Origin of the sequence: Vibrio sp. Vb1980, from assembly GCF_033338615.1 — a bacterium.
GTDB lineage: Bacteria > Pseudomonadota > Gammaproteobacteria > Enterobacterales > Vibrionaceae > Vibrio > Vibrio alginolyticus.
The window spans coordinates 26,884-49,485 of the sequence record NZ_JAWOSZ010000001.1; the positions used below are offsets into that span (position 1 = coordinate 26,884).

25 protein-coding genes are annotated in these 22,602 nt (G+C 45.5%); 16 read left to right on the top strand and 9 right to left on the bottom strand.

Going from position 1 to position 22,602, the window contains the following annotated elements; all coding sequences use genetic code 11:
- Positions 1-115: 115 nt before the first annotated feature.
- From R7F64_RS00145 to R7F64_RS00165, 5 genes are all read left to right on the top strand, one after another.
- A complete protein-coding gene (locus R7F64_RS00145) occupies positions 116-1,963 on the top strand; it encodes a M3 family metallopeptidase (RefSeq protein ID WP_318071349.1) in 1,848 nt (615 codons plus the stop codon).
- A 69-nt stretch (positions 1,964-2,032) separates the two neighbouring features.
- The gene (locus tag R7F64_RS00150; protein ID WP_033907197.1) at positions 2,033-2,569 is read left to right on the top strand and encodes a DUF924 family protein; all 537 of its coding nucleotides are present in this window, start codon (positions 2,033-2,035) and stop codon (positions 2,567-2,569) included.
- Positions 2,570-2,593: 24 nt separating this feature from the next.
- Entirely contained in the window at positions 2,594-2,923 is a 330-nt protein-coding gene (locus tag R7F64_RS00155) for a DUF4144 domain-containing protein (RefSeq protein WP_017634368.1), read from the top strand.
- 139 nt (positions 2,924-3,062) lie between these two features.
- Positions 3,063-3,548 (top strand): VOC family protein, encoded by a 486-nt coding sequence (locus R7F64_RS00160; protein ID WP_025768760.1) that lies wholly within the window; start codon positions 3,063-3,065, stop codon positions 3,546-3,548.
- Positions 3,549-3,722: 174 nt separating this feature from the next.
- Positions 3,723-4,148, top strand: coding sequence for a VOC family protein (locus tag R7F64_RS00165; RefSeq protein ID WP_017821017.1), 426 nt, complete (start codon positions 3,723-3,725; stop codon positions 4,146-4,148).
- A 77-nt stretch (positions 4,149-4,225) separates the two neighbouring features.
- On the opposite strand, the gene R7F64_RS00170 is transcribed toward R7F64_RS00165, so the two are convergent.
- Positions 4,226-5,362 carry an MBL fold metallo-hydrolase gene (locus R7F64_RS00170; protein WP_053308096.1) on the bottom strand — a complete coding sequence of 379 codons (1,137 nt, stop codon included), beginning with the start codon at positions 5,360-5,362 and terminating at the stop codon, positions 4,226-4,228.
- Positions 5,363-5,543: 181 nt separating this feature from the next.
- Here R7F64_RS00170 and R7F64_RS00175 point away from each other — a divergent pair, with 181 nt between their 5' ends.
- Complete coding sequence (locus R7F64_RS00175) at positions 5,544-5,789, top strand: Rho-binding antiterminator (RefSeq protein ID WP_005374351.1); 246 nt, start codon at positions 5,544-5,546, stop codon at positions 5,787-5,789.
- A gap of 96 nt (positions 5,790-5,885) precedes the next feature.
- On the opposite strand, the gene R7F64_RS00180 is transcribed toward R7F64_RS00175, so the two are convergent.
- The 3 genes from R7F64_RS00180 to ompW all read right to left on the bottom strand — a co-directional run bounded on the left by R7F64_RS00180 (position 5,886) and on the right by ompW (position 9,254).
- On the bottom strand, positions 5,886-7,376 hold the full coding sequence (locus tag R7F64_RS00180; protein WP_215810141.1) for an MDR family MFS transporter: 1,491 nt from the start codon (positions 7,374-7,376) through the stop codon (positions 5,886-5,888).
- Complete coding sequence (locus R7F64_RS00185; RefSeq protein WP_149191658.1) at positions 7,373-8,398, bottom strand: HlyD family secretion protein; 1,026 nt, start codon at positions 8,396-8,398, stop codon at positions 7,373-7,375. The genes R7F64_RS00180 and R7F64_RS00185 overlap by 4 nt, the downstream gene beginning before the upstream one ends.
- Positions 8,399-8,612: 214 nt before the next feature.
- The gene (gene ompW / locus R7F64_RS00190; RefSeq protein ID WP_017634373.1) at positions 8,613-9,254 is read right to left on the bottom strand and encodes an outer membrane protein OmpW; all 642 of its coding nucleotides are present in this window, start codon (positions 9,252-9,254) and stop codon (positions 8,613-8,615) included.
- A 495-nt stretch (positions 9,255-9,749) separates the two neighbouring features.
- On the opposite strand from ompW, the gene R7F64_RS00195 reads away from it, so the two are divergent.
- Genes R7F64_RS00195 through R7F64_RS00205 form a run of 3 tightly spaced genes read left to right on the top strand, consistent with a single transcriptional unit; the run spans position 9,750 to position 11,380 of the window.
- Positions 9,750-10,400, top strand: a complete 651-nt coding sequence (locus R7F64_RS00195; RefSeq protein ID WP_005374358.1) for a Qnr family pentapeptide repeat protein — start codon at positions 9,750-9,752, stop codon at positions 10,398-10,400.
- 9 nt (positions 10,401-10,409) lie between these two features.
- Positions 10,410-10,721 (top strand): cupin domain-containing protein, encoded by a 312-nt coding sequence (locus R7F64_RS00200; RefSeq protein ID WP_005383281.1) that lies wholly within the window; start codon positions 10,410-10,412, stop codon positions 10,719-10,721.
- A gap of 38 nt (positions 10,722-10,759) precedes the next feature.
- On the top strand, positions 10,760-11,380 hold the full coding sequence (locus tag R7F64_RS00205; protein ID WP_215810140.1) for an HAD-IB family hydrolase: 621 nt from the start codon (positions 10,760-10,762) through the stop codon (positions 11,378-11,380).
- Positions 11,381-11,496: 116 nt separating this feature from the next.
- Here the strand turns inward: R7F64_RS00205 and R7F64_RS00210 are convergent, their stop codons facing one another.
- Both R7F64_RS00210 and R7F64_RS00215 read right to left on the bottom strand, forming a co-directional pair.
- Positions 11,497-12,675, bottom strand: a complete 1,179-nt coding sequence (locus R7F64_RS00210) for a lytic polysaccharide monooxygenase (protein WP_149191659.1) — start codon at positions 12,673-12,675, stop codon at positions 11,497-11,499.
- Between the two features lie 214 nt (positions 12,676-12,889).
- Positions 12,890-13,330 carry an Lrp/AsnC family transcriptional regulator gene (locus R7F64_RS00215; RefSeq protein WP_031780811.1) on the bottom strand — a complete coding sequence of 147 codons (441 nt, stop codon included), beginning with the start codon at positions 13,328-13,330 and terminating at the stop codon, positions 12,890-12,892.
- 114 nt (positions 13,331-13,444) lie between these two features.
- Between R7F64_RS00215 and R7F64_RS00220 the strand changes: the two genes are divergently transcribed.
- Together R7F64_RS00220 and R7F64_RS00225 are read left to right on the top strand one after the other, a co-directional pair.
- A complete protein-coding gene (locus tag R7F64_RS00220; protein WP_064369529.1) occupies positions 13,445-14,029 on the top strand; it encodes a LysE family translocator in 585 nt (194 codons plus the stop codon).
- A 178-nt stretch (positions 14,030-14,207) separates the two neighbouring features.
- The gene (locus tag R7F64_RS00225) at positions 14,208-14,981 is read left to right on the top strand and encodes a siderophore-interacting protein (RefSeq protein WP_053303996.1); all 774 of its coding nucleotides are present in this window, start codon (positions 14,208-14,210) and stop codon (positions 14,979-14,981) included.
- Between the two features lie 99 nt (positions 14,982-15,080).
- Here R7F64_RS00225 and R7F64_RS00230 read toward each other — a convergent pair whose 3' ends face one another.
- Positions 15,081-15,953: a LysR family transcriptional regulator gene (locus R7F64_RS00230; protein WP_017633836.1), complete on the bottom strand. Its 873-nt coding sequence runs from the start codon at positions 15,951-15,953 to the stop codon at positions 15,081-15,083.
- 80 nt (positions 15,954-16,033) lie between these two features.
- Positions 16,034-16,840: an arylamine N-acetyltransferase family protein gene (locus tag R7F64_RS00235; RefSeq protein WP_017633835.1), complete on the bottom strand. Its 807-nt coding sequence runs from the start codon at positions 16,838-16,840 to the stop codon at positions 16,034-16,036.
- Positions 16,841-17,133: 293 nt separating this feature from the next.
- Here R7F64_RS00235 and R7F64_RS00240 point away from each other — a divergent pair, with 293 nt between their 5' ends.
- From R7F64_RS00240 to R7F64_RS00260, 5 genes are all read left to right on the top strand, one after another.
- Positions 17,134-18,282, top strand: coding sequence for an S-(hydroxymethyl)glutathione dehydrogenase/class III alcohol dehydrogenase (locus tag R7F64_RS00240; protein WP_047102498.1), 1,149 nt, complete (start codon positions 17,134-17,136; stop codon positions 18,280-18,282).
- A 62-nt stretch (positions 18,283-18,344) separates the two neighbouring features.
- Positions 18,345-19,184: an S-formylglutathione hydrolase gene (fghA, locus tag R7F64_RS00245; protein WP_005374382.1), complete on the top strand. Its 840-nt coding sequence runs from the start codon at positions 18,345-18,347 to the stop codon at positions 19,182-19,184.
- Between the two features lie 444 nt (positions 19,185-19,628).
- Complete coding sequence (locus R7F64_RS00250) at positions 19,629-20,084, top strand: hypothetical protein (protein ID WP_005374384.1); 456 nt, start codon at positions 19,629-19,631, stop codon at positions 20,082-20,084.
- A gap of 5 nt (positions 20,085-20,089) precedes the next feature.
- Positions 20,090-21,187, top strand: a complete 1,098-nt coding sequence (locus R7F64_RS00255; protein WP_005383270.1) for a GGDEF domain-containing protein — start codon at positions 20,090-20,092, stop codon at positions 21,185-21,187.
- 24 nt (positions 21,188-21,211) lie between these two features.
- A complete protein-coding gene (locus R7F64_RS00260) occupies positions 21,212-21,601 on the top strand; it encodes a hypothetical protein (RefSeq protein ID WP_242013632.1) in 390 nt (129 codons plus the stop codon).
- A 108-nt stretch (positions 21,602-21,709) separates the two neighbouring features.
- Here R7F64_RS00260 and R7F64_RS00265 read toward each other — a convergent pair whose 3' ends face one another.
- The gene (locus R7F64_RS00265) at positions 21,710-22,513 is read right to left on the bottom strand and encodes a Cof-type HAD-IIB family hydrolase (RefSeq protein ID WP_054575260.1); all 804 of its coding nucleotides are present in this window, start codon (positions 22,511-22,513) and stop codon (positions 21,710-21,712) included.
- Between the last annotated feature and the right edge of the window lie 89 nt (positions 22,514-22,602).

A 22,602-nucleotide genomic window follows, 5' to 3' on the forward strand; every position in this document is an offset into this window, starting at 1 on the left:
TAGTAAAATCACCTTTACGCGATGCAAAATCGACAAATGAGATTAGCGTTCCTTTCTCGCGACCAAGCGTGCAATAATCAACTGTCTACATAACGAAACCATTTGAAGGATCAAAATGACCGCAACGGATTATCTCAACGACCTCAATCAACGTTACCTTGCGATTCACCGCACCAAAGAAGATTTCTTTTGGGAAACTTACATGGGGATCAGCGATGACCATGATGGCTCGACGCAAGCACAAACGGCATGGACAAGCTTTTTAAGCAACGCCGAGCAAATTACTGCCATCAAACAACAGCTTGAAGCCGCGGACTCAATTACCGACCCACAAGAGAAACAACAAACCATTACGGGTCTATCTGGTTGGCTGGCGATGTTTGAATCTCACGCTATCGAGGGCGAAAAAGCACAAGCGTTGAAAAATCAGCTCATTGCCTTTGAAGCTGAGCTCTTCGAGAAAAAACAGAACCACGTACAAACATTTACCGATGAGAACGACGAGCAAGTAGAAGGTTCACTGCCCGTATTAAGCTCAACCATTCGCACCAGCAATCATGAAGAAGTTCGCCAATCGGCTCATCAAGCGTTGCTGAACCTTGAACAATGGCTACTGCAAAACGGTTTTATAGAGCTGATCAAACTGCGCAACCAGTTCGCTCGCTCACTGGGTTATGCGACTTTCTTTGATTACTCCGTGCAAAAAACGGAAAAGATGAGCTCTGAACAGCTATTCGAAATTTTGGAAGATTTCGAACAACGCACGCGAGATGCGCATCTAAACAGCTTAGAAAACTTGGCGAAAGAGAAAGGCGCAAGCGCACTAGCAAGCTACAACTTTGTTTACTCATTCGCGGGTGACGTTATGCGTGACCTTGACCCATATGTGCCGTTCTCAAAATCTCTGAGACGCTGGGTAGAATCATTTGGTCGCCTAAATATTGATTACTCTGGCGCGACGCTAACGCTGGATTTACTAGATCGCAAAGGTAAGTACCCGAATGGGTTCTGCCACGGCCCTATCCCTTCTTTCTATAACCAAGGCGAATGGGTCGCAGCGCAGGTGAACTTCACCAGTAATGCCAAACCAGACCAAGTGGGCAGCGGCTACGATGGCATTAACACGCTGTTCCACGAAGGTGGCCACGCAGCACACTTTGCGAACGTAAAAATGAACGCACCTTGTTTCTCGCAGGAGTTTGCGCCGACGTCAATGGCTTATGCTGAAACTCAGTCGATGTTCTGTGACAGCCTGTTAACCGATGCCGATTGGCTAAAACAATACGCACTGGATGATGAAGGGAATCCGGTTCCTGATGAGATCATTCAAGCGATGATCAACAGTCGTCAGCCATTCAAAGCTTATGAAGAACGTAGCATCTTGGTTGTGCCGTACTTTGAACGCGCGTTATATCAACTGAGCGATGACGAGTTAACGCCAGAACGCATCACTAAGCTGGCTCGCGACTGTGAAAAACAGATCCTTGGTTTGGAATGCAGCCCTCGCCCACTGATGGCGATTCCACATTTGCTATCCGACGAAGCAGCTTGTGCGTATCAAGGTTATCTACTCGCGCACATGGCGGTGTATCAGACCCGAGCATACTTCCTTGAGAAGTTTGGTTACCTGACGGATAACCCAGAAATTGGCCCACTGCTGGCAAAACACTACTGGCACGCAGGCAATCACTTGTCGCACAACGAAACCATTGTCAGCCTGACTGGCGAAGGCTTCAATGCCAAATACCTTGCAGACGTGTGTAACCTGTCGCCAGAACAGGCATGGGAAGTGCAGCAGAAGAAAATCGACTCACTTGCGACGCGAGAGCGAGCATCAGTCGCTTCACTGAACGCCGCGATTAAAGTCGTCGACGGCAGTAAAGAGCTGGCAAGCAACGCCATCTCTGACGAACAAATGTGTGACGATTTTGAACATTACATCATAGAGACTTACGGTCGATAACACGCAGAAAGCCAGGAGCTCGCCTTCTGGCTTTTTATTCTTTAGCTAATGCAATAGGAAGGAAGATCCATGTACCAAGAAGTCATCAAATTTTGGTTCGAGGAGCTATCGCCCAAAAATTGGTTTGAAAACAACCCAGAACTGGACAAGCGTATTACATCGCGATTTGCCTCGGTATTAGAACAAGCGGCTCGTTGTGAACTGTTTAATTGGCGTGACAGCGCACAAGGACGATTGGCCGAAATCATCGTCCTCGACCAGTTTTCACGTAATGTGTATCGCAACACCCCAAAAGCGTTTGCACAAGACCCACTCGCATTAGCATTGGCTCAAGAGGCAATTCGGTTAGGTCACGACAAAGAATTAGCGCCCGAGCAGCTAAGCTTTTTGTACATGCCGTTTATGCACAGCGAATCTCGCCTCATTCATGTCCAAGCTGAAAAATTGTTTCGCGCATCAGGGCTTGAAAATAACTACGATTTTGAGCTAAAACACAAAGCCATCATCGACCAGTTTGGGCGCTATCCTCATCGCAATGCGATACTGGGAAGAAAGAGCACTCCCGAAGAGTTAGCGTTTTTGCAACAACCTGGGTCAAGTTTCTAAATAACAATGAATAATGAGTTAACCATGAGAGACCACGCAGTATGTTGGCCATGCTTGCTAAAACTAGACGGCGACGATGAGCTGATCTACACGCATTCCCAGTCCGACTTAGACTCTGAATGCGAAGCCCTCATTTTTGGGCAAGATGATTACGTTATCGACTCAAATGGCAACACGTTTGAATTGAAAAACAATGGTTCGAACACCACTCTTTTACATCTAAAAGAACGAACGCTTTCCGTAGAAGAGGTTACGTCATTAATCCAATCGCATGAATTCAGCCTCGCGCAACGGTGCATTATCAAGATTCATTTCACCTCGGTGAGGCAAGCTGTTGAGGCCTTAGCTCACTAACTCAATCCCAACGCGCAAATCATTAAATAAAATTATCATTTTTATAATTTATGATAATTTCATGTAATCAACATCACGCCATATACTCTCCCACATCGAAACAAGACAACGTTCAAACACACATGTTGGGAGCAAACAAATGAAAATGAATCATGTCGGTATTATGGTCGGAGATATGGACAAAGCGGTTGAGTTTTACACGCAAGCGCTAGGTCTAAAAGTCGTTATGGGCAACACGAAAGTGATTGAAGAACGCGAAACGGCAATTGGCAGAATGTGTATTGCGGTCTTTGGGGAAGGCTTTAAAGGCTTCAACATTGCGCACCTTGTGACAAGTGATGGCATCGGCCTTGAGTTATTCGAAATGAAAGAACGTCAAGAGCGCCATGAAGTGGATTTTTCTCGCATCGGTATCTTCCATTTCTGTTTACAGACAGACGATTTTGAAGGTGCTATCAAACGCACCGAAGCACTAGGTGGCAAAGTTCGCATGGACATCATGCGTTACCACCCAGAAGACGATAATAAGCCTGCGAAAATGGTTTACCTAGAAGACCCATTCGGCAACCTATTCGAGCTTTACTCACACTCTTACGAAGAAACTTACGCTTCTGATTACGAGTAATAGCCCCATCCATATCCCAAAAGGCTAGCAATACGCTAGCCTTTTTTGTTTGCTTTGAGTTGCAGTGTTTCTGCACTCGCTCTAGCAAAAAAACATCTGGAATTTGATCATTTCTCTCACCACTTTTAAGGTCACTTTATACTTACCTCAACACAATGCAAAAAGGAGTGAAGCATGCCCACCAAAAATCCAATCGCCATCAAAGCGCTTGATCATGTTGTTTTAAGGACCTGTAACCTCGATGCTATGTTGCATTTCTATCGAGACATTTTGGGCTGCCCTGTCGAGCGCGAAGTAACGGAACTTGGTTTAACTCAACTTAGGGCAGGTAACGCATTGATTGATGTAGTGACGGTAGACAGCGAATTGGGCCAACTCGGCGGAAAGCCACCAGTTCAAAATGGTCGTAATATTGACCATTTTTGCCTGCAATTGGCGCCTTTTTCCGAGGATGAATTACTGGAATATCTGCGTTCGAACGGCATTGAAACCGAAGAGTTTGCGAAACGCTACGGCGCACAAGGATTCGGTCGCTCACTCTATATTCATGATCCGGAAGGAAATGTCGTCGAGTTAAAACCTCAAGTGATTGATGAGTAAGCGAGTAAAAAACCTTGTTATATTCTGAAAATAACAAGGTTAACTTCTAAAATAATTATTGAAGTAAGAACATATTATTAAGTCAAAATTCTAGCTGGCTCACCTGTTTCTTTTTCTCGCCACCATTGTTTATTTATCTGTTTTTTATGAACGTAAAAACTCTCCCCCGGCATTGGCGTCAGCAGCGTTATAAGTTCTTTTTGACAATGGGCAAGCAAATCTAAAATCGGTTCGTCCCAGCGGTGAGTAAACAGCTCGTATGTAGCCCAATGTACTGGCAGCAGTTTTTTCGCATTTAAATCGCGAAACGCTTGCACGGTATGATGAGCCTGCATGTGCCCCCAGTTTTCGACCGGATAACCTTGGCCTTTCACATCGGCAGCCACTTCCAAACAGGCAATGTCGATTGGTCCACATCGCTGTGCGATCTCGGAAAAGTGCGAATCGTAAGCTGAATCGCCACTAAAATAGAGCGTCTCTTCTTTGCCTTTGATGACCCAAGAAGCCCACAGGGTCGCGTTTTTATCGAAATAAGTACGACCCGAATTATGGTTAGCAGGCGTACAAATCAGTTCGATTCCGGCATAGTGCACGCTATCCCACCAATCGAATTCCACGATGTTGTCTGCGCAAACGCCCCACTTTATCAGATGCTTGCCAACCCCTAAGGGCACATAAAACGTCACGGATTTATCAGCGTAGAAACGTATGGTCGATGCTTCTAAATGGTCGTAATGATCGTGCGAAATCACGATAATTTCAGGAATCGGCAAACAATCTCTGGCGTAAGTATTGGGAATATTGCGTTCAAACCACGCTTTTGCGACGAACGGAGAAGCGTAATCAAATACCGGATCAGTCAGAATTCGAATGCCATCGACCTCCACCAGCATGGTGGAATGGCCCAGCCAAGTAACGCGCATCGATTCACTTCGCTGTGCAAACTGCGTAGGTTGAATTGGGGAATGTGGCAGATGTTCGTTAGGACTCAACGGCGTTCTACCACCAAAATAACTCCAACACACCTGCCAGAATGATTGCGGACTAGGGACATTTGGCATCTCGTTTTTAACGCGGCCGTTTTCAAATTGAGGCGAGTGGTGAACACGGTGCGCCAACTGCGCATGGTAGGTTTGAGGCGGAATCAGTGAACTTGGCTTTTGTGTCTTTTGTTCACTCGTTAGGTATGTGCGCTTAAGTATCGTCTCAGACATATCGTAGTTTTGTCTCGCTTGCGAACGCTCAACAGTAGGTTTATTAAAACGTGCGTGTATGTCTATTTCGTGACCAAAATGAGGTGTAAGATGAAGATTCAGTTTCAATCAAACGTTTTCTATATTAAGGAAGCGGTTCTCAAACCTTCTGAATACTGCGTCGGTTTGAAAGGAGAAAGCTATGGTGACTTGCAGCCAATACGATTTTATTGAAATCGCCTGTATGTTTAAGCTCCCTATCGAGATCACACTAAAAAATGGTGAAACTCATCAGGGCAACGCGTTCGACACAGGCTACGACATGCAGCGACAAGAGTGCTTGTTTTTAGATATGGATGGTGAGCACACCGCCTTCCCGACTGAACAATTAGTCGCAATGCGCGCGCTCAAAACCAATCCGCATTTTGACGAAGTGACATTTGAGTAAACGTCCTTCTTTCACTGGCACTGTCCAATAAAAAACGCCTCTCAAGCTGACACAACTTGAGAGGCGTTCTCTTACACTATTCACCGGAACTTCATGTTATTCACGCGACCGAATGAAAACCAGCATCGGCATCATGATCACGAACATCACTCCCACAAGCTGGAAGGTGTGCACAAACGCGACCATTTGCGATTGCTGCTGCAACATCTGTTGGTATTGGTCTAACGCAACCGAGTCGGTAATAGAAAGCCCCTGATTGGCCGCCCAGTCATGCAAGTTAGGATTATAAGGATTAATACCCTCTCCCAGCGCATGCCATTGCTGCTGACTATCACGATATTGGAACGTGGTTGCGATAGAGATACCAAACGAACTACCAATGGTACGGAACAGATTGTAAATACTCGCCGCCGCAACAGATTGCTCTTTCGGAATCGTTAAATACGCCAAGGTGGATAGCGTCGAGAAAGTTAAACCAAGCCCCATCCCCTGAATCATACTCGGCATCACAATCCAAAATGTATCGATCTGCAGTGAGTACTGCGTCATCAAATAGCTACCAATCCCGATGCAGCTCAAGCCAAAGACTATTTTGATTCTGGGATCGAATTGCGGATTGAGCTTAATCACCAAAATCAACATCGCCGCTGACGCCAACCCACGAGGTGCCATTAATAAGCCAGTGGTTGAGACCGGATAATCCAGCAAGCTTTCCAACAGCATTGGTTGTTGAGTCGTCAGACCAAACATCGCCATCGACACCACGGCAATCATCAATGACGAGACCATAAGGTTTCGGTCTTTCAGTAGCCATAATGGCGCTATTGGACTTTTGGTTTTCCAACTGCGATAGATCCACATCACCAATCCCATTACTGCGAGCAATATCGCCGTCTGGATCATGCGTGAGTTGAGCCAGTCTTCTTCGTTCCCTTTATCCAACACAAACTGCAACGCGCCCACACCTAACGCCATGTAACCGATGATCCACCAGTCAAAGTTAGGTTTGGATTTGTTGTCGATGTGGATATAACGATAAATCAAAGAGGTACAGATCAAACCGAATGGCAAGTTGATGTAAAAAATCCAGCGCCAGTTAATGTTGTCGGTGATCACACCACCCACGACTGGGCCCAAAATAGGACCAAGCAAAATGCCGATGGAGAAAATCGCCATCGCTTTGCCTTTTTGTTCGTACGGATAAATCTGCACTAACGTCGACTGCGCCAATGGAATCACCGACGCGCCGAAAGCGCCTTGGATAATGCGAAACAGCACCATCTCTTCAAGAGACTGTGCTTGCCCACAAAGCGCACTGGCAATCACAAAACCGACCACGGCAACCAGCATGACTTTGCGTTCACCAAAGCGCGACACCCAGAAACTGGTCATCGGAATGAAGATCGCTTCCGCCATGCTGTAACCCGTCAGCACCCAAGTAATTTGGTCTGCCGTTGCGCCCAACGCGCCCATCATGTGCGATAGCGACACGTTCGCAACGGTCATATCGATTAACACCATGATGGCAGAAAGCATCACGGCAACGGTGGCAATCCCCCGTTTGTCTGCCGTAATTTGATGGCTCATTGCACGCTACTTTGCAAATCAATGGTGACTTCTGAGCTCGCACCCACGCGAAGTTGCGGCGCATCGGCCGGTACTTCTAATGCCAAACGGACAGGGAAACGCTGTTTGATTTTAACCCAGTTACCCGTTGCGTTTTCTGGTGGCATCAAGGAGAACGATGTACCACTCGCAGGCGACAGCTGCTCTACCGTTGCTTTCCAAACCACGTCTGGGTACATATCAATCACCACATCCGCATGCATGCCAGGTTTAATATGAGTAAGATCGGTTTCTTTAAAGTTCGCGCGTACCCAATAGCTGTCTTTTAAAATCACAGGGAACAACGTTTGACCCACGCTAACGACCGAGCCTACGTGCGTATTGATTTCACCGGCAATGCCATCCACTGGTGACGTAATGTCGGTGTAGCTCAAGTTCAGCTCCGCTTGCGCTAACTGTGCTGCCGCTTGTTGAACGACCGCAGCCTCTGCGCCTTCTTCACCACGGTTCGCAATGGCTTTTTCTACCGTCGCACGTGCTTGCTCTAGGCTCGCTTGGGCATTGGCGAGTTTGTTTTTCGCCGTATCTAAATCTTGGTCCGACGCCAGTTTGCGTTTCACTAGGGAATCCGTACGTTTGTACTCTACTTGCGCTTCTATCAGGTTAGAGCGCGCCGCATCTAAGCCCGCAACAGCTTCAGTTACCTGCTTATCGGCAACGTCATGTTGCTGGACCGCCAATTGGTATGCCGCTTTTGCTTGCTTCACTGCCAACAAATATGGGCGTGAATCTATCTTCAGCAGTAGGTCACCTTTGTTAACAGATTGGAAGTCTTTGACATCCACAGAAACCACTTGGCCTTTTACCTGAGGCGCTACCGACAAAATTTTTGCCCTAACGTAGGCATCTTCCGTGCTTGGGTGACTGTCTGAATACTGCCAAGACCAATACATCGCACCAAATGCGATAACACAGAGAGTAAAGAAAAGAGTTTTTACCAGATTAGATCTGGAGGAGGAATGCTTTGCGATGTCGTCGCTCATTTATATTGTCCACTTGTTCAATTATGTGATCAGTGTAGGACTTTTCGATCTTCCGACAATAAAATGATCTGCAAGGTAAAGATCCAATTTTGCATGTTGCTAAGTGGAGTAAATGATGTGCAATCAAAACGAGGATAAAAAAGAGGGGCAGTCCCCGTAACCGCCCCCAAAGTCATGCCAATAATAGTAATGTGCGTGTAACTAACGGTTTTTCTTAGAACTTGTAACCGCCGCTGATCATAAATACCCAAGGGTTAATTTTGACGTCGGTTTTTTGCTTCACTCCACCTGCTTTATAAGTTGCTTCTGTCTCAATGTTTGCGTACCACGCAGCGGCGTTGAGGAACCATTGATCGTTGATCATATAATCCACACCAATATTCGCTGCTAGACCGAATGAATCATCTAATTTCAAATCTGACAGGTCAGCGCCTTTACCCGTACTATTGAAATCTTCATCAAAGAATATGGTGTAGTTCAGACCTGCACCAACGTATGGACGGAACTTACTTTGAGACTCGCCAAAATAGTACTGCACCATTAGCGTTGGTGGTAAATGTTTGGTTTTCGCGATATCACTACCAACCAAATCTGTCGAAATGTCGTGGCTGAATGGTGTTGCTGCTAGAAGCTCTAAACTGATGTTGTCTGTGAACATGTAGCCAAACGTCAAACCAAGCTGCGTATTTGAGTCAACTTCTAACTCTTCTTGAGAACCAAGAATCTTATCACTGCTGTCATTTGGAACGACAGACGCCGCACCAACACGAAGAACGAAGTCACCTTGTTTATGAGCGAAAACACTTGGTGACACGAGTGCAGCAACCACTGCTAGACTGCAGATTGTTTTTTTCATTTTTATTTCCTTTCGTAGGGCTTCGTTATGTCGTACCCAAAGGGGTGCCTACTAACTGATCTGAGATTTCAAGTAAACTCAGCGCCTTGAAGCACACGGGTATCTATATCTTTTTGAGCTGTGCGCAATCTAGCACATAGAAACCCTACTATTTTGATGGAAATCAATTTGTGAAAAATATAGGTTTTTTGTATGGAGAAACGCCATATTGATCAACAAATTATGCAAATAGGATACAATTCTGTAATGCAAACTGTGCGTGTGAGTTGCCATGCATACCCATAAATGCGAATCCTCTCGTTAAGGCTCGTAGCCAGCAAAAACTTTTTTCGTCCTCTACGTCTTCTATTTTCAAAAAACAACCCACTTAAAACGCTCGTTTGCCCCCTTAAAATCGCGATTTGAGGGGTTTGTAAAGCACTGAAATACAAGAAGTTATTTTTATGGAAAATCAGTCACTTGGAGTGCTAGTCTGCTCGCAGCTAAGGAGAAGACATGTTAAAAACCGATCTCATTTTTGAACGAGAAAACTTTTCTCATCACGATTTTCAGAATGCTACCTTTAAAAACTGCCACTTTTATATGTGCTGTTTCGACCATGCCGATCTGCGCGATGCTAAGTTCATCGACTGTCGCTTTATCGAATCCAAAGCGCTAGAAGGGTGTAGTTTTCGCTTCGCGAACTTAAAAGACGCTAGCTTTACGAACTGCATGTTGGCGATGAGCCTGTTTAACGGCGCAAATTGTATGGGCTTGGAGCTACGTAAGTGCGATCTCAAAGGGGCAAACTTCCAAGGTGCGAACTTTGCTAATCGCGTCAGTAACACCATGTTTTTCTGTTCTGCTTTTATTACTGGCTGCAACCTCACCTACTGTAACTTCGAGCGAGTGTTACTAGAAAAATGTGACCTCTTTGAAAACCGTTGGAACGGTGCGAACCTCGCAGGGGCAACTCTCAAAGGCTCGGATTTATCTCGCTGCGAATTCTCGCCAGAACAATGGGGAACCTTTAACGTTGAGCAGTGTGATCTGACTCATGTCGAACTAGACGGGCTGGATGTTCGCCGCGTTTCTCTGTTTGGTGTTAAAATTTGTGATTGGCAACAAGAGCAATTGCTTGCGCCTTTTGGACTGATCATTCTCTAAGGAAAGGCCATGAACCTGTTTAAAGACTTACCGAATAACCTCGACGAGGAAGTGTTCGAAGACCTGCTGACCCACAAAAACCTGCGTATAGAACGCATTGTCTCAACGGGGCAAACCTCGCCCGAAAGTGGCTGGTACGATCAAGAAGAACATGAATGGGTCTTGGTTCTTAAAGGAGCAGGAGAGCTGACTTTTGAATCAGGTGTCGTGCAACGACTTGAGGCAGGCGATCACGTTACGATTCCAGCTCATACCAAACACAAAGTGAGCTGGACTGACCCAACGCAAGAAACCATCTGGTTGGCGGTGTTTTATCAATAAACACAAAACCATCTTAAACCAAAAAATAGGCGCTGAATTTGCTCGATACTACTAAGCCGTCACTGGCACTGTTTGATTTTGATGGCACCATCACCCGAGAGGATATGTTTAGCCTTTTCCTCCACTATTCTGCTTATGGCCTGCGCAAACGAATAGGAAAGGTCGCTATCATGCCATTTTATGCGCTGTACAAACTCGGAGTGTTACCCGCTCGTGTTATGCGCCCTCTCAGCAGTTTTATTGCATTTTCAGGGAAAGAAACGCAGAAAATTGAAGCGATTGGCACTCAGTTTGCCCATGAAGTGATCCCGCTGTACTTACGGCCAGAAGCGATGGAAAGGTTGGCGTGGCATCAGCACAGAGGCGATACCATTGTGGTGGTGTCGGCATCACTCAATGCGTATCTCAAGCCTTGGTGTGAAGCGAACGGTTACCACTTGCTGTGCAGTGAACTGATCTCAGAACAGCCAAAACTGAGTGGCTTTTACCAGCAAGGTGATTGTAGTTTAGAAAAAAAAGTCTCGCGCGTTAGGGCCACGTTTTCGCTCGACGAATTTGCGTCTGTTTATGCCTACGGTGATACACACGAAGACATTCCGATGCTCAAACTGGCAGACTACGCGATGCTCAACTGGAGCGAGTGGAGAGCAAGCGAATAACGATATGTGCTCTGATTTTCAAGACAACCACTCGACCAAAGTGATCGTTTTAGGCTAAAAAAACAAACCCTTCTCACATGAGAAGGGTTTTATTGATCAGGGCCCGAATAACTGGCTTAACGCCATACCCCCCATTGACCCGTTGTGCCTGGTTCCTCACCAGACGTCCACCACTGAGCGGTCCATTCTTTACCGTTGTGCGTCACCACATCACCTTGGTCGTAAACAGCCGTCTTGTCCCACAAGTTGGTTGGTTCAACTGGTGGCGGTACATCCGCTTTGATCAGTGACAACGCATAACTGAAGTCTGCGCTTGGCGCTAATACTTGGTTCGCATTCACGTTGTTACTATCGAACATGTAGTGGCTCATCTCTTGATGCCAAATGCCCACATACCAATCGCCCGTTTGCTGCGCGTTAAATTGATCTGCTATTTCTGCCGCCCAAGTCGCCGTATTGTTCGCACTGATTGGTAGTGAAATATCGACAATTTCATTGCCTGTCGCATTAAACGTACGAAAACGGATGGTGTCACCCGCTTCTACTGGTCCGAAACCTTGCTGAACAAAGTAGCCTAGAGATGTCAGATTATTGCCCGGTTCGGTTGGATCAACAGGGTCAGTCGGTGGCGTCGTGCCTGTTCCGTTTAACGTAATGTCACTACAGTTGTAGAAACCTTCCCCAGCGACATCAATACGCTGCCAACGAGTGTAAAGTACCGCATCGCCCGAACGATCAGCAGGGAAAGTCACCTGAATACGGTAGCGTTTTTCCGCATCAACATACACATCACCTGCGGTGTCGATCAGCTCTAAATCACTCCAAGTAAGAGGTTTTGAATCATCATAAGTTGGCTTGGTGAGATAGAATTCCCAGTACGATGGGTTGTGCGGCGCTTTGCCGTAAAACACCAATTCAATCTGGTTATTTGCATCTGGCGTAACATTGGTGCGCTGCCAGTTTGGAGAAGGAATGTTCAAGCCTTTCTTAGCTGTATCGCCAGCAGAACATAGCTCACCGTCGCGAACCACGGCTTTCACATGCTCCATATCTCGGTAATTTGGTACGTTTGCTGCAATTTCGCTACGCTGCACAAACGGATACGCGCCAGATTCATCAAAAGCCGCTTTACACGCTTGGTTAGGGATCTCGTTGGTCCAAAAGCCACCGTCTAAATAACACGTATTTTGACGAGCACTTGGAAACTCTACCCAGCCGTGGGCGTTGACGTTAAATGAGCTCAATGCGGCAACAGCGCTTAAGCTCAAAAGAGGAAGTGTTACATGTGATTTCATCGTTCATCCTTAATTTTGCTGACTCGCCGCTCTGAAACACAAGCGGTTTAAGCAAAACTAGCAGGATGGGATTATTTAGAAGGTGAGAATAAATATGGAAATTGTAAGAGTGCCATCTGCTTTCCAGCATTTGTTGTGAACCATTCTCATACTCGACTGACTCTTTCGAGTCACTTCAAATTCATGTGCCACAAAAACTGTCACTCTCGTTTGGCTATCGCTCGTCTTTTGGTGTGTCCATCACCACCATCGTTGTGATCGACTTGACGTGTTCGCACTCACCCAACACATCAGCATGGAACGCTTTATAAGCGGCGAGATTTTGCGTCTCTACGCGTATGAGATATTCGTTAGATCCCGTAATGTTGTGACATTCCACCACCTCGTTTACAAAACGCACATGCTCTTCGAAACCCAGCTGTGCCTGCTTAGAGTGCGAGGCCAAACCAATCGACACATAAGCGACAAAGCCCACGCCAAGTTGCTGATTATCCAGTACTGCTCGGTAGCCTTTGATCACGCCTTTACGCTCTAAATCTTGCACTCGGCGTAAGGTTGCAGACGGAGATAAACCAACGCGTTCCGACAGCTCCACATTGGAGATTCTTCCATCTCGTTTGAGCACTTGCAATATTCTTTCGTCAAATCTATCCATGATGATGTTTCATTGCTTATTTAGTTTCTAATCATCAAATAAAAGCACAATATTGACCTCAGTTCTACTTATAGTTGTTCTCAACTTATCGAGAACTGATTCAAGGAACAATCTATGGAATATCATCAACTGGGCGCTTTGGCGTTGTTCGCTTTTGTCTCCACTTTTACGCCGGGTCCCAATAACATTATGTTGATGACCTCAGGGGCAAATGTCGGCTTTAAACGCACTATCCCACACATGTTGGGCATTACCTTCGGCTTTGGTGCCATGCTAATTTTGGTGGGTATTGGCTTGATGAGCCTGTTCCACGCATATCCAATTACACACTCCATTTTGAAAGTGTTGAGCTTGAGTTATTTGCTGTACTTGACGTACAAAATCGCCACCAGCGACAAAACCGAAGCAAAACACGATTTTCGCCCAATGTCTTTTTTAGGGGCTGTCGCATTCCAATGGGTGAACCCAAAAGGTTGGTCGATGGCGTTGACGGCCATTACGGTATACAGCAGTGGCGGTTCTTGGCTCGAACTGACTTTTATCGCCGGTATCTTCTGCTTAGCTAACTTGCCATCGGTAACATTTTGGACGGCGGCAGGTATGCAATTGCAGCGTTGGTTGACCACCGATAAACGCGTTAAGGGGTTCAACTACAGCATGGCTGCGCTGTTGCTTTTGTCTACGATTCCAATGATATAAGTCTATTTTGGGTTAAAAAACGACTCACTTTACGTAATTGGGAAAGGACATATACTGCATTTTGCTTGAGGCTTTGGCGTTAATTCACAGTGTAAATTTGTTTAAAGACGCTACCCTCTTGTTAGGGAACTTGATAATCTTTAAATGAGAAAGAGAATAATTATCGAGTAAAGTAACAATGAAAAAGAAGCCTCAACCTAAAACGCTTGTTGTCACAGACACAGAAACCATCACTCCAAACATGCAGCGCATTACCTTGCAAGGTGAGGCGCTGAGCCACTTTCCTCGTGACTGCGAAGGCAGTTACATCAAATTACTGTTTAACGATATGGGCGGCGCGGATCTGAGCATCCTGTCAGAAGACGACCGACCAATCATGCGCACCTATACAATTCGACGCTTTCATCCAGAAACCAGTTCAATCGAAGTGGATTTCGTCCGACACGTAACGCAAGATCTGCAATGCGGATTTGCCGCACGTTGGGCAATGGCCGCGCAAAAAGGCGACACGATCAGCATTGTTGGGCCAGGTAGCATCTCCAACTTAAATACTGAGGCGGATTGGTTCTTCATGGCTGCCGATATGACAGCACTTCCAGCACTTTCTGCGAAAATTCGTACGCTGCCAGAAGAGGCCAAAGGCTACGCTGTGATCAGCGTGATGTCTCCAGCCGACATTCAACCCCTAAACACGCCAGCCGGTATGGAGTTGATTTGGCTAACCGAACAGCAAACCTTGGCTGATAGCGTTCGCGAACTCGAGTGGTTAGATGGTAACGCTTCGGTATGGTGTGCGTGTGAGTTCGATTCAATGCGTGCGCTGCGCCAATATTTCCGCAATGAGAAAGAAGTCGATCGCGAGAATATCTACATCAGCAGCTATTGGAAGCAAGGCGTGTCTGAAGATGGGCACAAAGTGATTAAACGTGAAGACGCGGAATCCAACCAATAGTGGTTCATGTCTTTTCGATTCCAGCTCTCATCCTAATAAAAACGCCCGGCATCACCGGGCGTTTTAGCGATTTCAGTTGTATTAAAGTTATTGAAAACTCTAATCCGCTAGTTCCTGCGCTAAAAAGTCGATCAACAACCTCACTTTGGGCGATAAATTTCGGCTTTGTGGATACAGTGCCCAAATGCCTTCACGGTCGTCTCGGTAATCGGTCAGCACCTCGACTAGCTCACCGTTATCTAGAGCTTCTTGAACGTAATAGTCCGGCAACTGCACTAAACCCAAACCACGTTTGGCGGCGCCCATTAGCGCAAAACCACTATTGCATTTAATTCTCCCCGATACGCGCAAAGACTTATCGCGTTTATTTTCCTTAAAATGCCAATAATCGACCGAACCAACTAGGCACTGATGTCGAGCCAGTTCGGATAATGTGTGAGGCTCGCCAAATCGCTCCAAATACATAGGGCTAGCACACACGTAATTTTGACGCGACGAAAGACGCTTTGCGATCATGCTGGAATCTTGCAGGCGGCCAAGACGAATCGCCACGTCTACCCCTTGCTCTATCAAATCCAGTTTTTGATTGGTCAGAACTAAATCGAGATCCACACGCGGGTACTTCTCCAAAAACTGATGCAAGAGCGGTGCGAGGTTCATTTCCCCATAGGTCACAGGCGCTGTCACACGCAGCAAACCTCGCGGTTCGGTTTGCATTTGCGTTACAGCAAGCTCAGCTAGTTCTAGCCCTTCGACCAAGTGTTTGCACTGCTGATAATAAAGCTGTCCAGCTTCAGACAGAGAAACTTTTCGCGTCGTGCGATGCAGTAACTTAACCGCAAGACGCTCTTCAAGTGCCGATACGCGGCGACTGATTTGTGCCACTGACGTTTTCAGTTTAGCCGCGGCAGCTGTAAAGCTGTTAGTTTCCGCTACGGCAACAAACTCGCTGACTCCTTCCCAATTCGCCATGCTGTATTCCTGTCGACCTCTTCTAGACAAATAGTGATTACATTGTTCTCGTCGCGCTACGCTTTGAAAACTGGAAAACTTTACGCGTCAGGTAACGGACGAAGATCGTCGTATTGCGCATCAAGCTCAATGCCAAAATATTCTTTCAACGCATCCAGGTAGGTTTGACCTGGCTCTAGCTCTATTTCTGTTAGCTCTTCATGATTGGTGCATCTGAGTGTGTAGTTAAGCAGCGTCACCAACCCACTTTCTGTCGCTCTAGCAGCGACTCTTGCGCTAGTAAAACGTGAATTAGGCGAAGTCGAGGTAAAGAAGTTGCTACATGCAATGTCACCAGCAAACACAAACTCTAGGTCAAAGCTGTATAGATTGTTCCACGTGTCCGTTCCATCGGTTGAAAGCACTTGGAGGAAATAACCAAACTGAGCATCTTTGACAAAACGGAAGGTTTGTAAATCCGTCTGAATCACTTGGTCAAGGATAAATGGCAATGGCGCTCGAGGGGTATTGGAGCCAAAACCCACATCGACAATCCATGTTTGTTCCTCTAACGTCACTAACGTGATTTGATGACTACGACCTGTTGGTGTACCAGACACATGTACACGCCCTAGCAAACTTCGCGCTTCAAACCCAAGAGTGTTGAGCACATCAAGCATTAAACCATTTAATTCAAAGCAGTAACCACCGCGAGAGTGGTACACGGTTTTTTGAATAATATCTTCAATCTCAACAGAGACGCCTCGCTGCAATGCGATGTCAAAATTCTCAAACGGCAGGCAACGATGCTGCGCCACGTGAATTCTGTGCAATGACTCCAAATCGGCGGGCAATTCACTAGGCAAGCCTAGCTTGGTTAAATAGGCACTCAGATCCGTCTTATTCATAATGACTCTTACTTAGCTGATGGTTTGACTGTTTGCTACTTTAGCCCCTCTATCTAACTTCAGGTCAATCACCTTTTCCATTTCCCTTCCGCTTTAAGGAGGCATCGCACTCTTTTTACACGCTCACCTTATCATTATTACGCATATGTAAAAATCATTTTCAAAATGGACGGATTATCATTTTTACTGAAACACCTAAAATGAGCACCAACAAAACGACGAAGCGCGGTAAGCAAACCTTAACTACGCTTATTACGTCACTCCATATACTGAAAATATAAAGGAAACATCCAATGTCGCTTGAAATCAAACCTGGTCAAACTCACATAAAATCAAAAGCAATGGTCGCTTGGGCTGCAGGGGAGCCGCTTAAAATGGAAGAAGTTGATGTACAACTTCCAAAAGCCGGCGAAGTGCTAGTACGCATCGTAGCAACTGGTGTTTGTCACACTGACGCATTCACACTATCAGGTGACGATCCAGAAGGTATCTTCCCTTCAATCCTTGGTCACGAAGGTGGCGGTATCGTTGAAATGGTTGGCGAAGGCGTAACAAGCGTTGAAGTTGGCGACCACGTTATCCCACTTTACACTGCTGAATGTGGTGAGTGTAAGTTCTGTAAATCTGGCAAAACGAACCTATGTCAGGCCGTTCGTGAAACGCAAGGTAAAGGCCTAATGCCAGATGGCACAAGCCGATTCTCTATCAACGGCGAAACTATCTTCCACTACATGGGTTGTTCTACTTTCTCTGAGTACACGGTTCTTCCAGAAATCTCACTAGCGAAAGTAAACAAAGAAGCACCACTTGAAGAAGTTTGTCTTCTAGGTTGTGGCGTAACCACTGGTATGGGTGCGGTATTAAACACAGCTAAAGTTGAAAAAGGCGACACAGTGGCAATCTTTGGTCTCGGCGGTATCGGTCTTTCTGCAATCATCGGTGCTCGCATGGCTGGTGCCAGCCGCATCATCGGTGTAGACATCAACGAAAGCAAATTCGACCTAGCGAAACAACTTGGTGCAACTGATTGCATAAACCCACAAAAATTCGACAAGCCAATTCAAGAAGTGATTGTTGAAATGACAGACGGTGGTGTTGACTACTCATTCGAATGTATCGGTAACGTAAACGTGATGCGCCAAGCACTTGAGTGCTGTCACAAAGGTTGGGGTGAGTCAGTCATCATTGGTGTTGCTGGTGCAGGTCAAGAGATCTCAACTCGTCCATTCCAACTGGTAACTGGTCGTGTATGGCGTGGCAGCGCTTTCGGTGGCGTTAAAGGTCGCTCTGAGCTTCCAGAAATCGTAAACCGTTACATGGCTGGTGAATTCGGCTTACAGGAGTTCATTACCCACACAATGGGATTAGCCAACGTCAACAAAGCGTTTGATCTGATGCATGAAGGTAAGAGCATCCGAACAGTTATCCATATGGATCAATAATGCTGCCTCAGGCTCTCCTTTTGGGGAGCCTGAATTCCTTCTGCTAATTAGAGAGTTTATTCATGACCATTGAAAATGTAAGCCAAGCCAAAGTGTTTGGCGGTTGGCACAAGCAATATACACACGAATCCAATGCCCTAAACTGCACCATGCGCTTCGCGATATTCTTGCCACCTAACGCAACGAAATCAAATCCCGTACCCGCGCTATACTGGCTCTCTGGTTTAACGTGTACCGATGAGAACTTTATGCAGAAAGCGGGCGCATTTCGTATGGCGGCCGAGCTTGGCATTGCGATCATTGCACCAGACACAAGTCCGAGAGGCGAAGGTATCGCTGACGACGAAAGCTATGACCTAGGAAAAGGAGCTGGCTTTTACCTTAATGCGACGCAAGCACCTTGGTCACTGCATTACTGTATGTACGACTATGTGACTGAGGAGTTGCCTGCGATCATCGAAAGTAACTTCCCAGTCTCTGACGTGAAGTCAATTTCCGGTCACAGTATGGGCGGCCACGGAGCGCTCACCATTGGTCTGAAAAATTCAGAACAGTACCGTTCTATTTCAGCGTTCAGTCCAATCAGTAACCCAATGCAATGCCCTTGGGGACAAAAAGCCTTTACTGCTTACTTAGGCAAGGAGCTTGAAAGCTGGAAGCAATACGATGCAAGTGAACTTCTAAAACAACAACAATCACCATTACCAATTTTGGTTGATCAAGGTGATGCTGATGGCTTCTTAAATGAGCAGCTTAGACCGGAAGCGCTGATTGCTGCGGCAAAAATACACGATTCAAACCTAACCTTGAGAATGCAACCAGGCTATGACCATAGCTATTACTTCATCTCAAGCTTTATTGAAGAGCACCTCAACTTCCATGCAAAATATTTGTTTGCATAGTTAATTTAAGTAAGCTCATGAAATAAAAAATAAAGTCACCAAAACTAGGTGACTTTATTTTCTTTACGTACTAACAAATACATATCTGAATATCGATGATTTAAATATGTAAAATAATGTAACTTAAGAACAAATTCGACATCCATTTCTCGCCTTATTAAATTCTCATTTCCGACACAGTATCTTTATTAAAAATGACACAAAGTTGCACTAAAAACCAATTAAATACCGCGAAATCATTACGAAACTCTACTATCATCCCAATACTCTGAGCTTTTAATTAAGAAGCAACTTAATAACCTTGACGTGACGTAAACCGACAGTTATTTTTGAAACATAACGTATTATAAAATCTCATCCGGTTGGCTCTATAATTATAAATAAATTACCGCTAGCACCTTTGTCCTAGCTAAGAAAAAAGAATAAAACTCAAAAGGGCATATGATGAAAAAGATAGTCGCGCTAGGTCTGTTTTTTGTTGCGCCATTCTTGTCTGCAAATACGATCGTATTTAGTAGTAGCCAGCAGCCTAGTGTCATACTGGAACTGGAAGAGATCCAAGCTTTACCTACCACTAGCTACACGATGACATTGCCTTGGCTTCCTGCCTCGTCAGAGTTTTTAGGCGTTAAACTCAGCACGCTTCTTACACACGTCTATGGAAAGGTACCAGAGCAGGTTGATATCAGCAGCTTAAACGACTATCACTCGACATTGTCCCGACAAGATATTCTTCGATATCAACCAATACTGGCTTATCAACAAGATCAGAATTACATAAAAGTCAGGAATAAAGGCCCTTTCTGGGTGATATATCCACTCAATCTCTATCCAGAGCTAAACTACAATAAATATCATGCGCAAATGGTATGGCAAGTAAATGAAATAAAAGAAAAATAATAAGAATGAAGTTATCAGAACCCTATTCTAAGAAACAAAGAATATTGCAATATTCTACCACCAGCAAAATGCTGCTGGTGGTGTTTGCCGTTTCTTTGCTTCTCGCGAATGTCGTGCTTTTACAGCAAACACGTTCACTCTCACAAAATTTTAATAACGAACAAAAACAAGCGACTTGGTTTTTATTCCAACTCTCCAAAGAACTATCAGAACTTGTCGGCGAGGCCAGACGGTTAGATGAAAACGTATTGAATATTGATGGTGCAGAGCTTCAATACGAGTTAGCGTGGAGTCGCTTTGACTTATTGACCAGTAGCACGAAAGCCAATAAGTTCTTTTCTCGGAACAACATGCACCTTTACTTCATTAATCTTTTTGAAGAGTTCAAAGAGCTAGAAAAACAACTAGTAGAAGCTAGAACAGGTGACAGCCAAGCTGCTGCTGCATTTTATCGTTCAACTCAAACACTATATTTAGGCTTAATAGACTTCGTTAATCAAAACTTCCGCCTAAGCAGTAAAGCTTATGAAGCACAAAAAGGTCAAACCCAGCGCTTAATGCAAGCACAATATATGTTGTTTGCGACGTTCGTTTTGTCGATTATCTCTCTAACTTATTTCTTTTATCGTGAATCCCATTTTCATAGAAAATTGGCGCTCAGCGACCCTTTGACGAACCTAGGGAACCGCAATGCACTATTCATAACCCTAAACAAATTTACTCAAGAAAAAAGGCCCTTTTCTCTCTGGATTCTAGATTTAAATGGTTTTAAAGAAGTCAACGACACACACGGACACCAAGTTGGCGACACTGTACTGCGGGAAATCGCTAGGCGGCTTAATTCTATGGCACTCAATGATTTTACTGTTTATCGCATGGGAGGAGATGAGTTCGCGGTTATCCTTGAAGGTGAACATCTCAATGAAGAGAACGTACGTGAGCAGATAAATACCGTCTTTGATGCACAAATATTAAACTCCGATAAAGTCTCAACACTTTCAACAAGCATGGGCTTAGCGCAATACCCTAAAGACAGTGACAATGTTGACTTTCTTATCAGCATAGCGGATAAGCGCATGTACAAAATGAAATTTCAACGTTAAACGGTATATATGATGAGAAAGTTCATGCAAGTACTGCTTCTACTGGCAGTCATTGCGGCAGGTGTGCTGGCTTGGGTATTTATTCCATCGCACGAAACCATCGGGCAAAAAACGGTTGAGCAGGCACTCAACGACGACTACAGCCTCGTTGGACATCGAATCTACTCAACCGATCCGGATGCTGGCAACCGATTCGGCTACTTCGTATTGGCAACGGGCCAGAGCATTGAAGAGCAAGAGCCGTTTTTGGTCACTTCGGATCAGTTTATTCGCATGGAGCAAACGGGTGATAATACCTTGTCTGTGACCATCAATGGTCGTATTTACCATTATCATAACGACTTGTGGGTGCCAAAATCAGACGGGAAATTGCAACACTTTTTAGTCAGCGCAACCGCCAAGTACGTACGCTAAAACGGGAACATTACTACCCCCTCCCACCACACACACAAAAAAACAAAGCCCCGCATACACTGCGGGGCTTTTTACGTGAAGAAGAAAATAACATCGAATAAATGAGCGTTACTTCGCTAACACTTTCTCTTTAATCACTTTGAGTACCCCAGCCTCTTGGTTGCTTGGCGCAGAATAACGAGCAATTTTCTTAATCTCTTCGTGCGCGTTGGCAACCGCGTACGAATGCTCACTGACTTGCAGCATTTCGAGGTCATTGAGGTAATCACCAAACGTCATGGTTTCTGCCGGAGTAAAATTCATCGTCTCTTGAAGATGCTGAATGGCCGCACCTTTAGAGGCCTCGGCATTCATCACATCCAGCCAGATTTTTGCACTCACCACGACTTTATGCGTTGCGCCAAACTTCGCGTTCATGGTCGGAAACAGGAGCTCTTCCGAACCGTCAAAGTGACAAATTGCTACCTTAATAAACTCGTCTTCGACCTCAAGCAAATCCGGCACATATTCACAGCGGTGGTAGTACTTTTGAAATTCTTCCAGCGATTGCTGATCATGCGTTTCGATGTACGCCGAGCGCTTGCCACACAATACGATGTTCGCCCCGTCAATCTCACGAGCCGCTTTCACAATCTCCAACACTTCCGCTTTAGGAATGGTACAACTGTAGAGCTCTTTGTCTTGGTACATCACCAAGGTGCCGTTTTCAGCCACATACAACAGTCTGTCTTTGATTGGCGCGAACGTGTCTCGCAGGCTGTAATACTGACGACCAGACGCAGCGGAGAACAAAATGCCTTGCTCTTCCAGTTGCAAAAACAGATCGAAAAACTCTGGATCCAAACGACCGTACTGGTCAAGCAATGTGCCATCCATATCGGTAGCAATAAATTTGATGCAAACTTGTGACATTAACGAAAACTCTAAATGATGCTGCGAAAATATATCCATGTAAGGTACAGGATCTTGTATGAATCTCAAGTCGGGATGACGACGCTTTT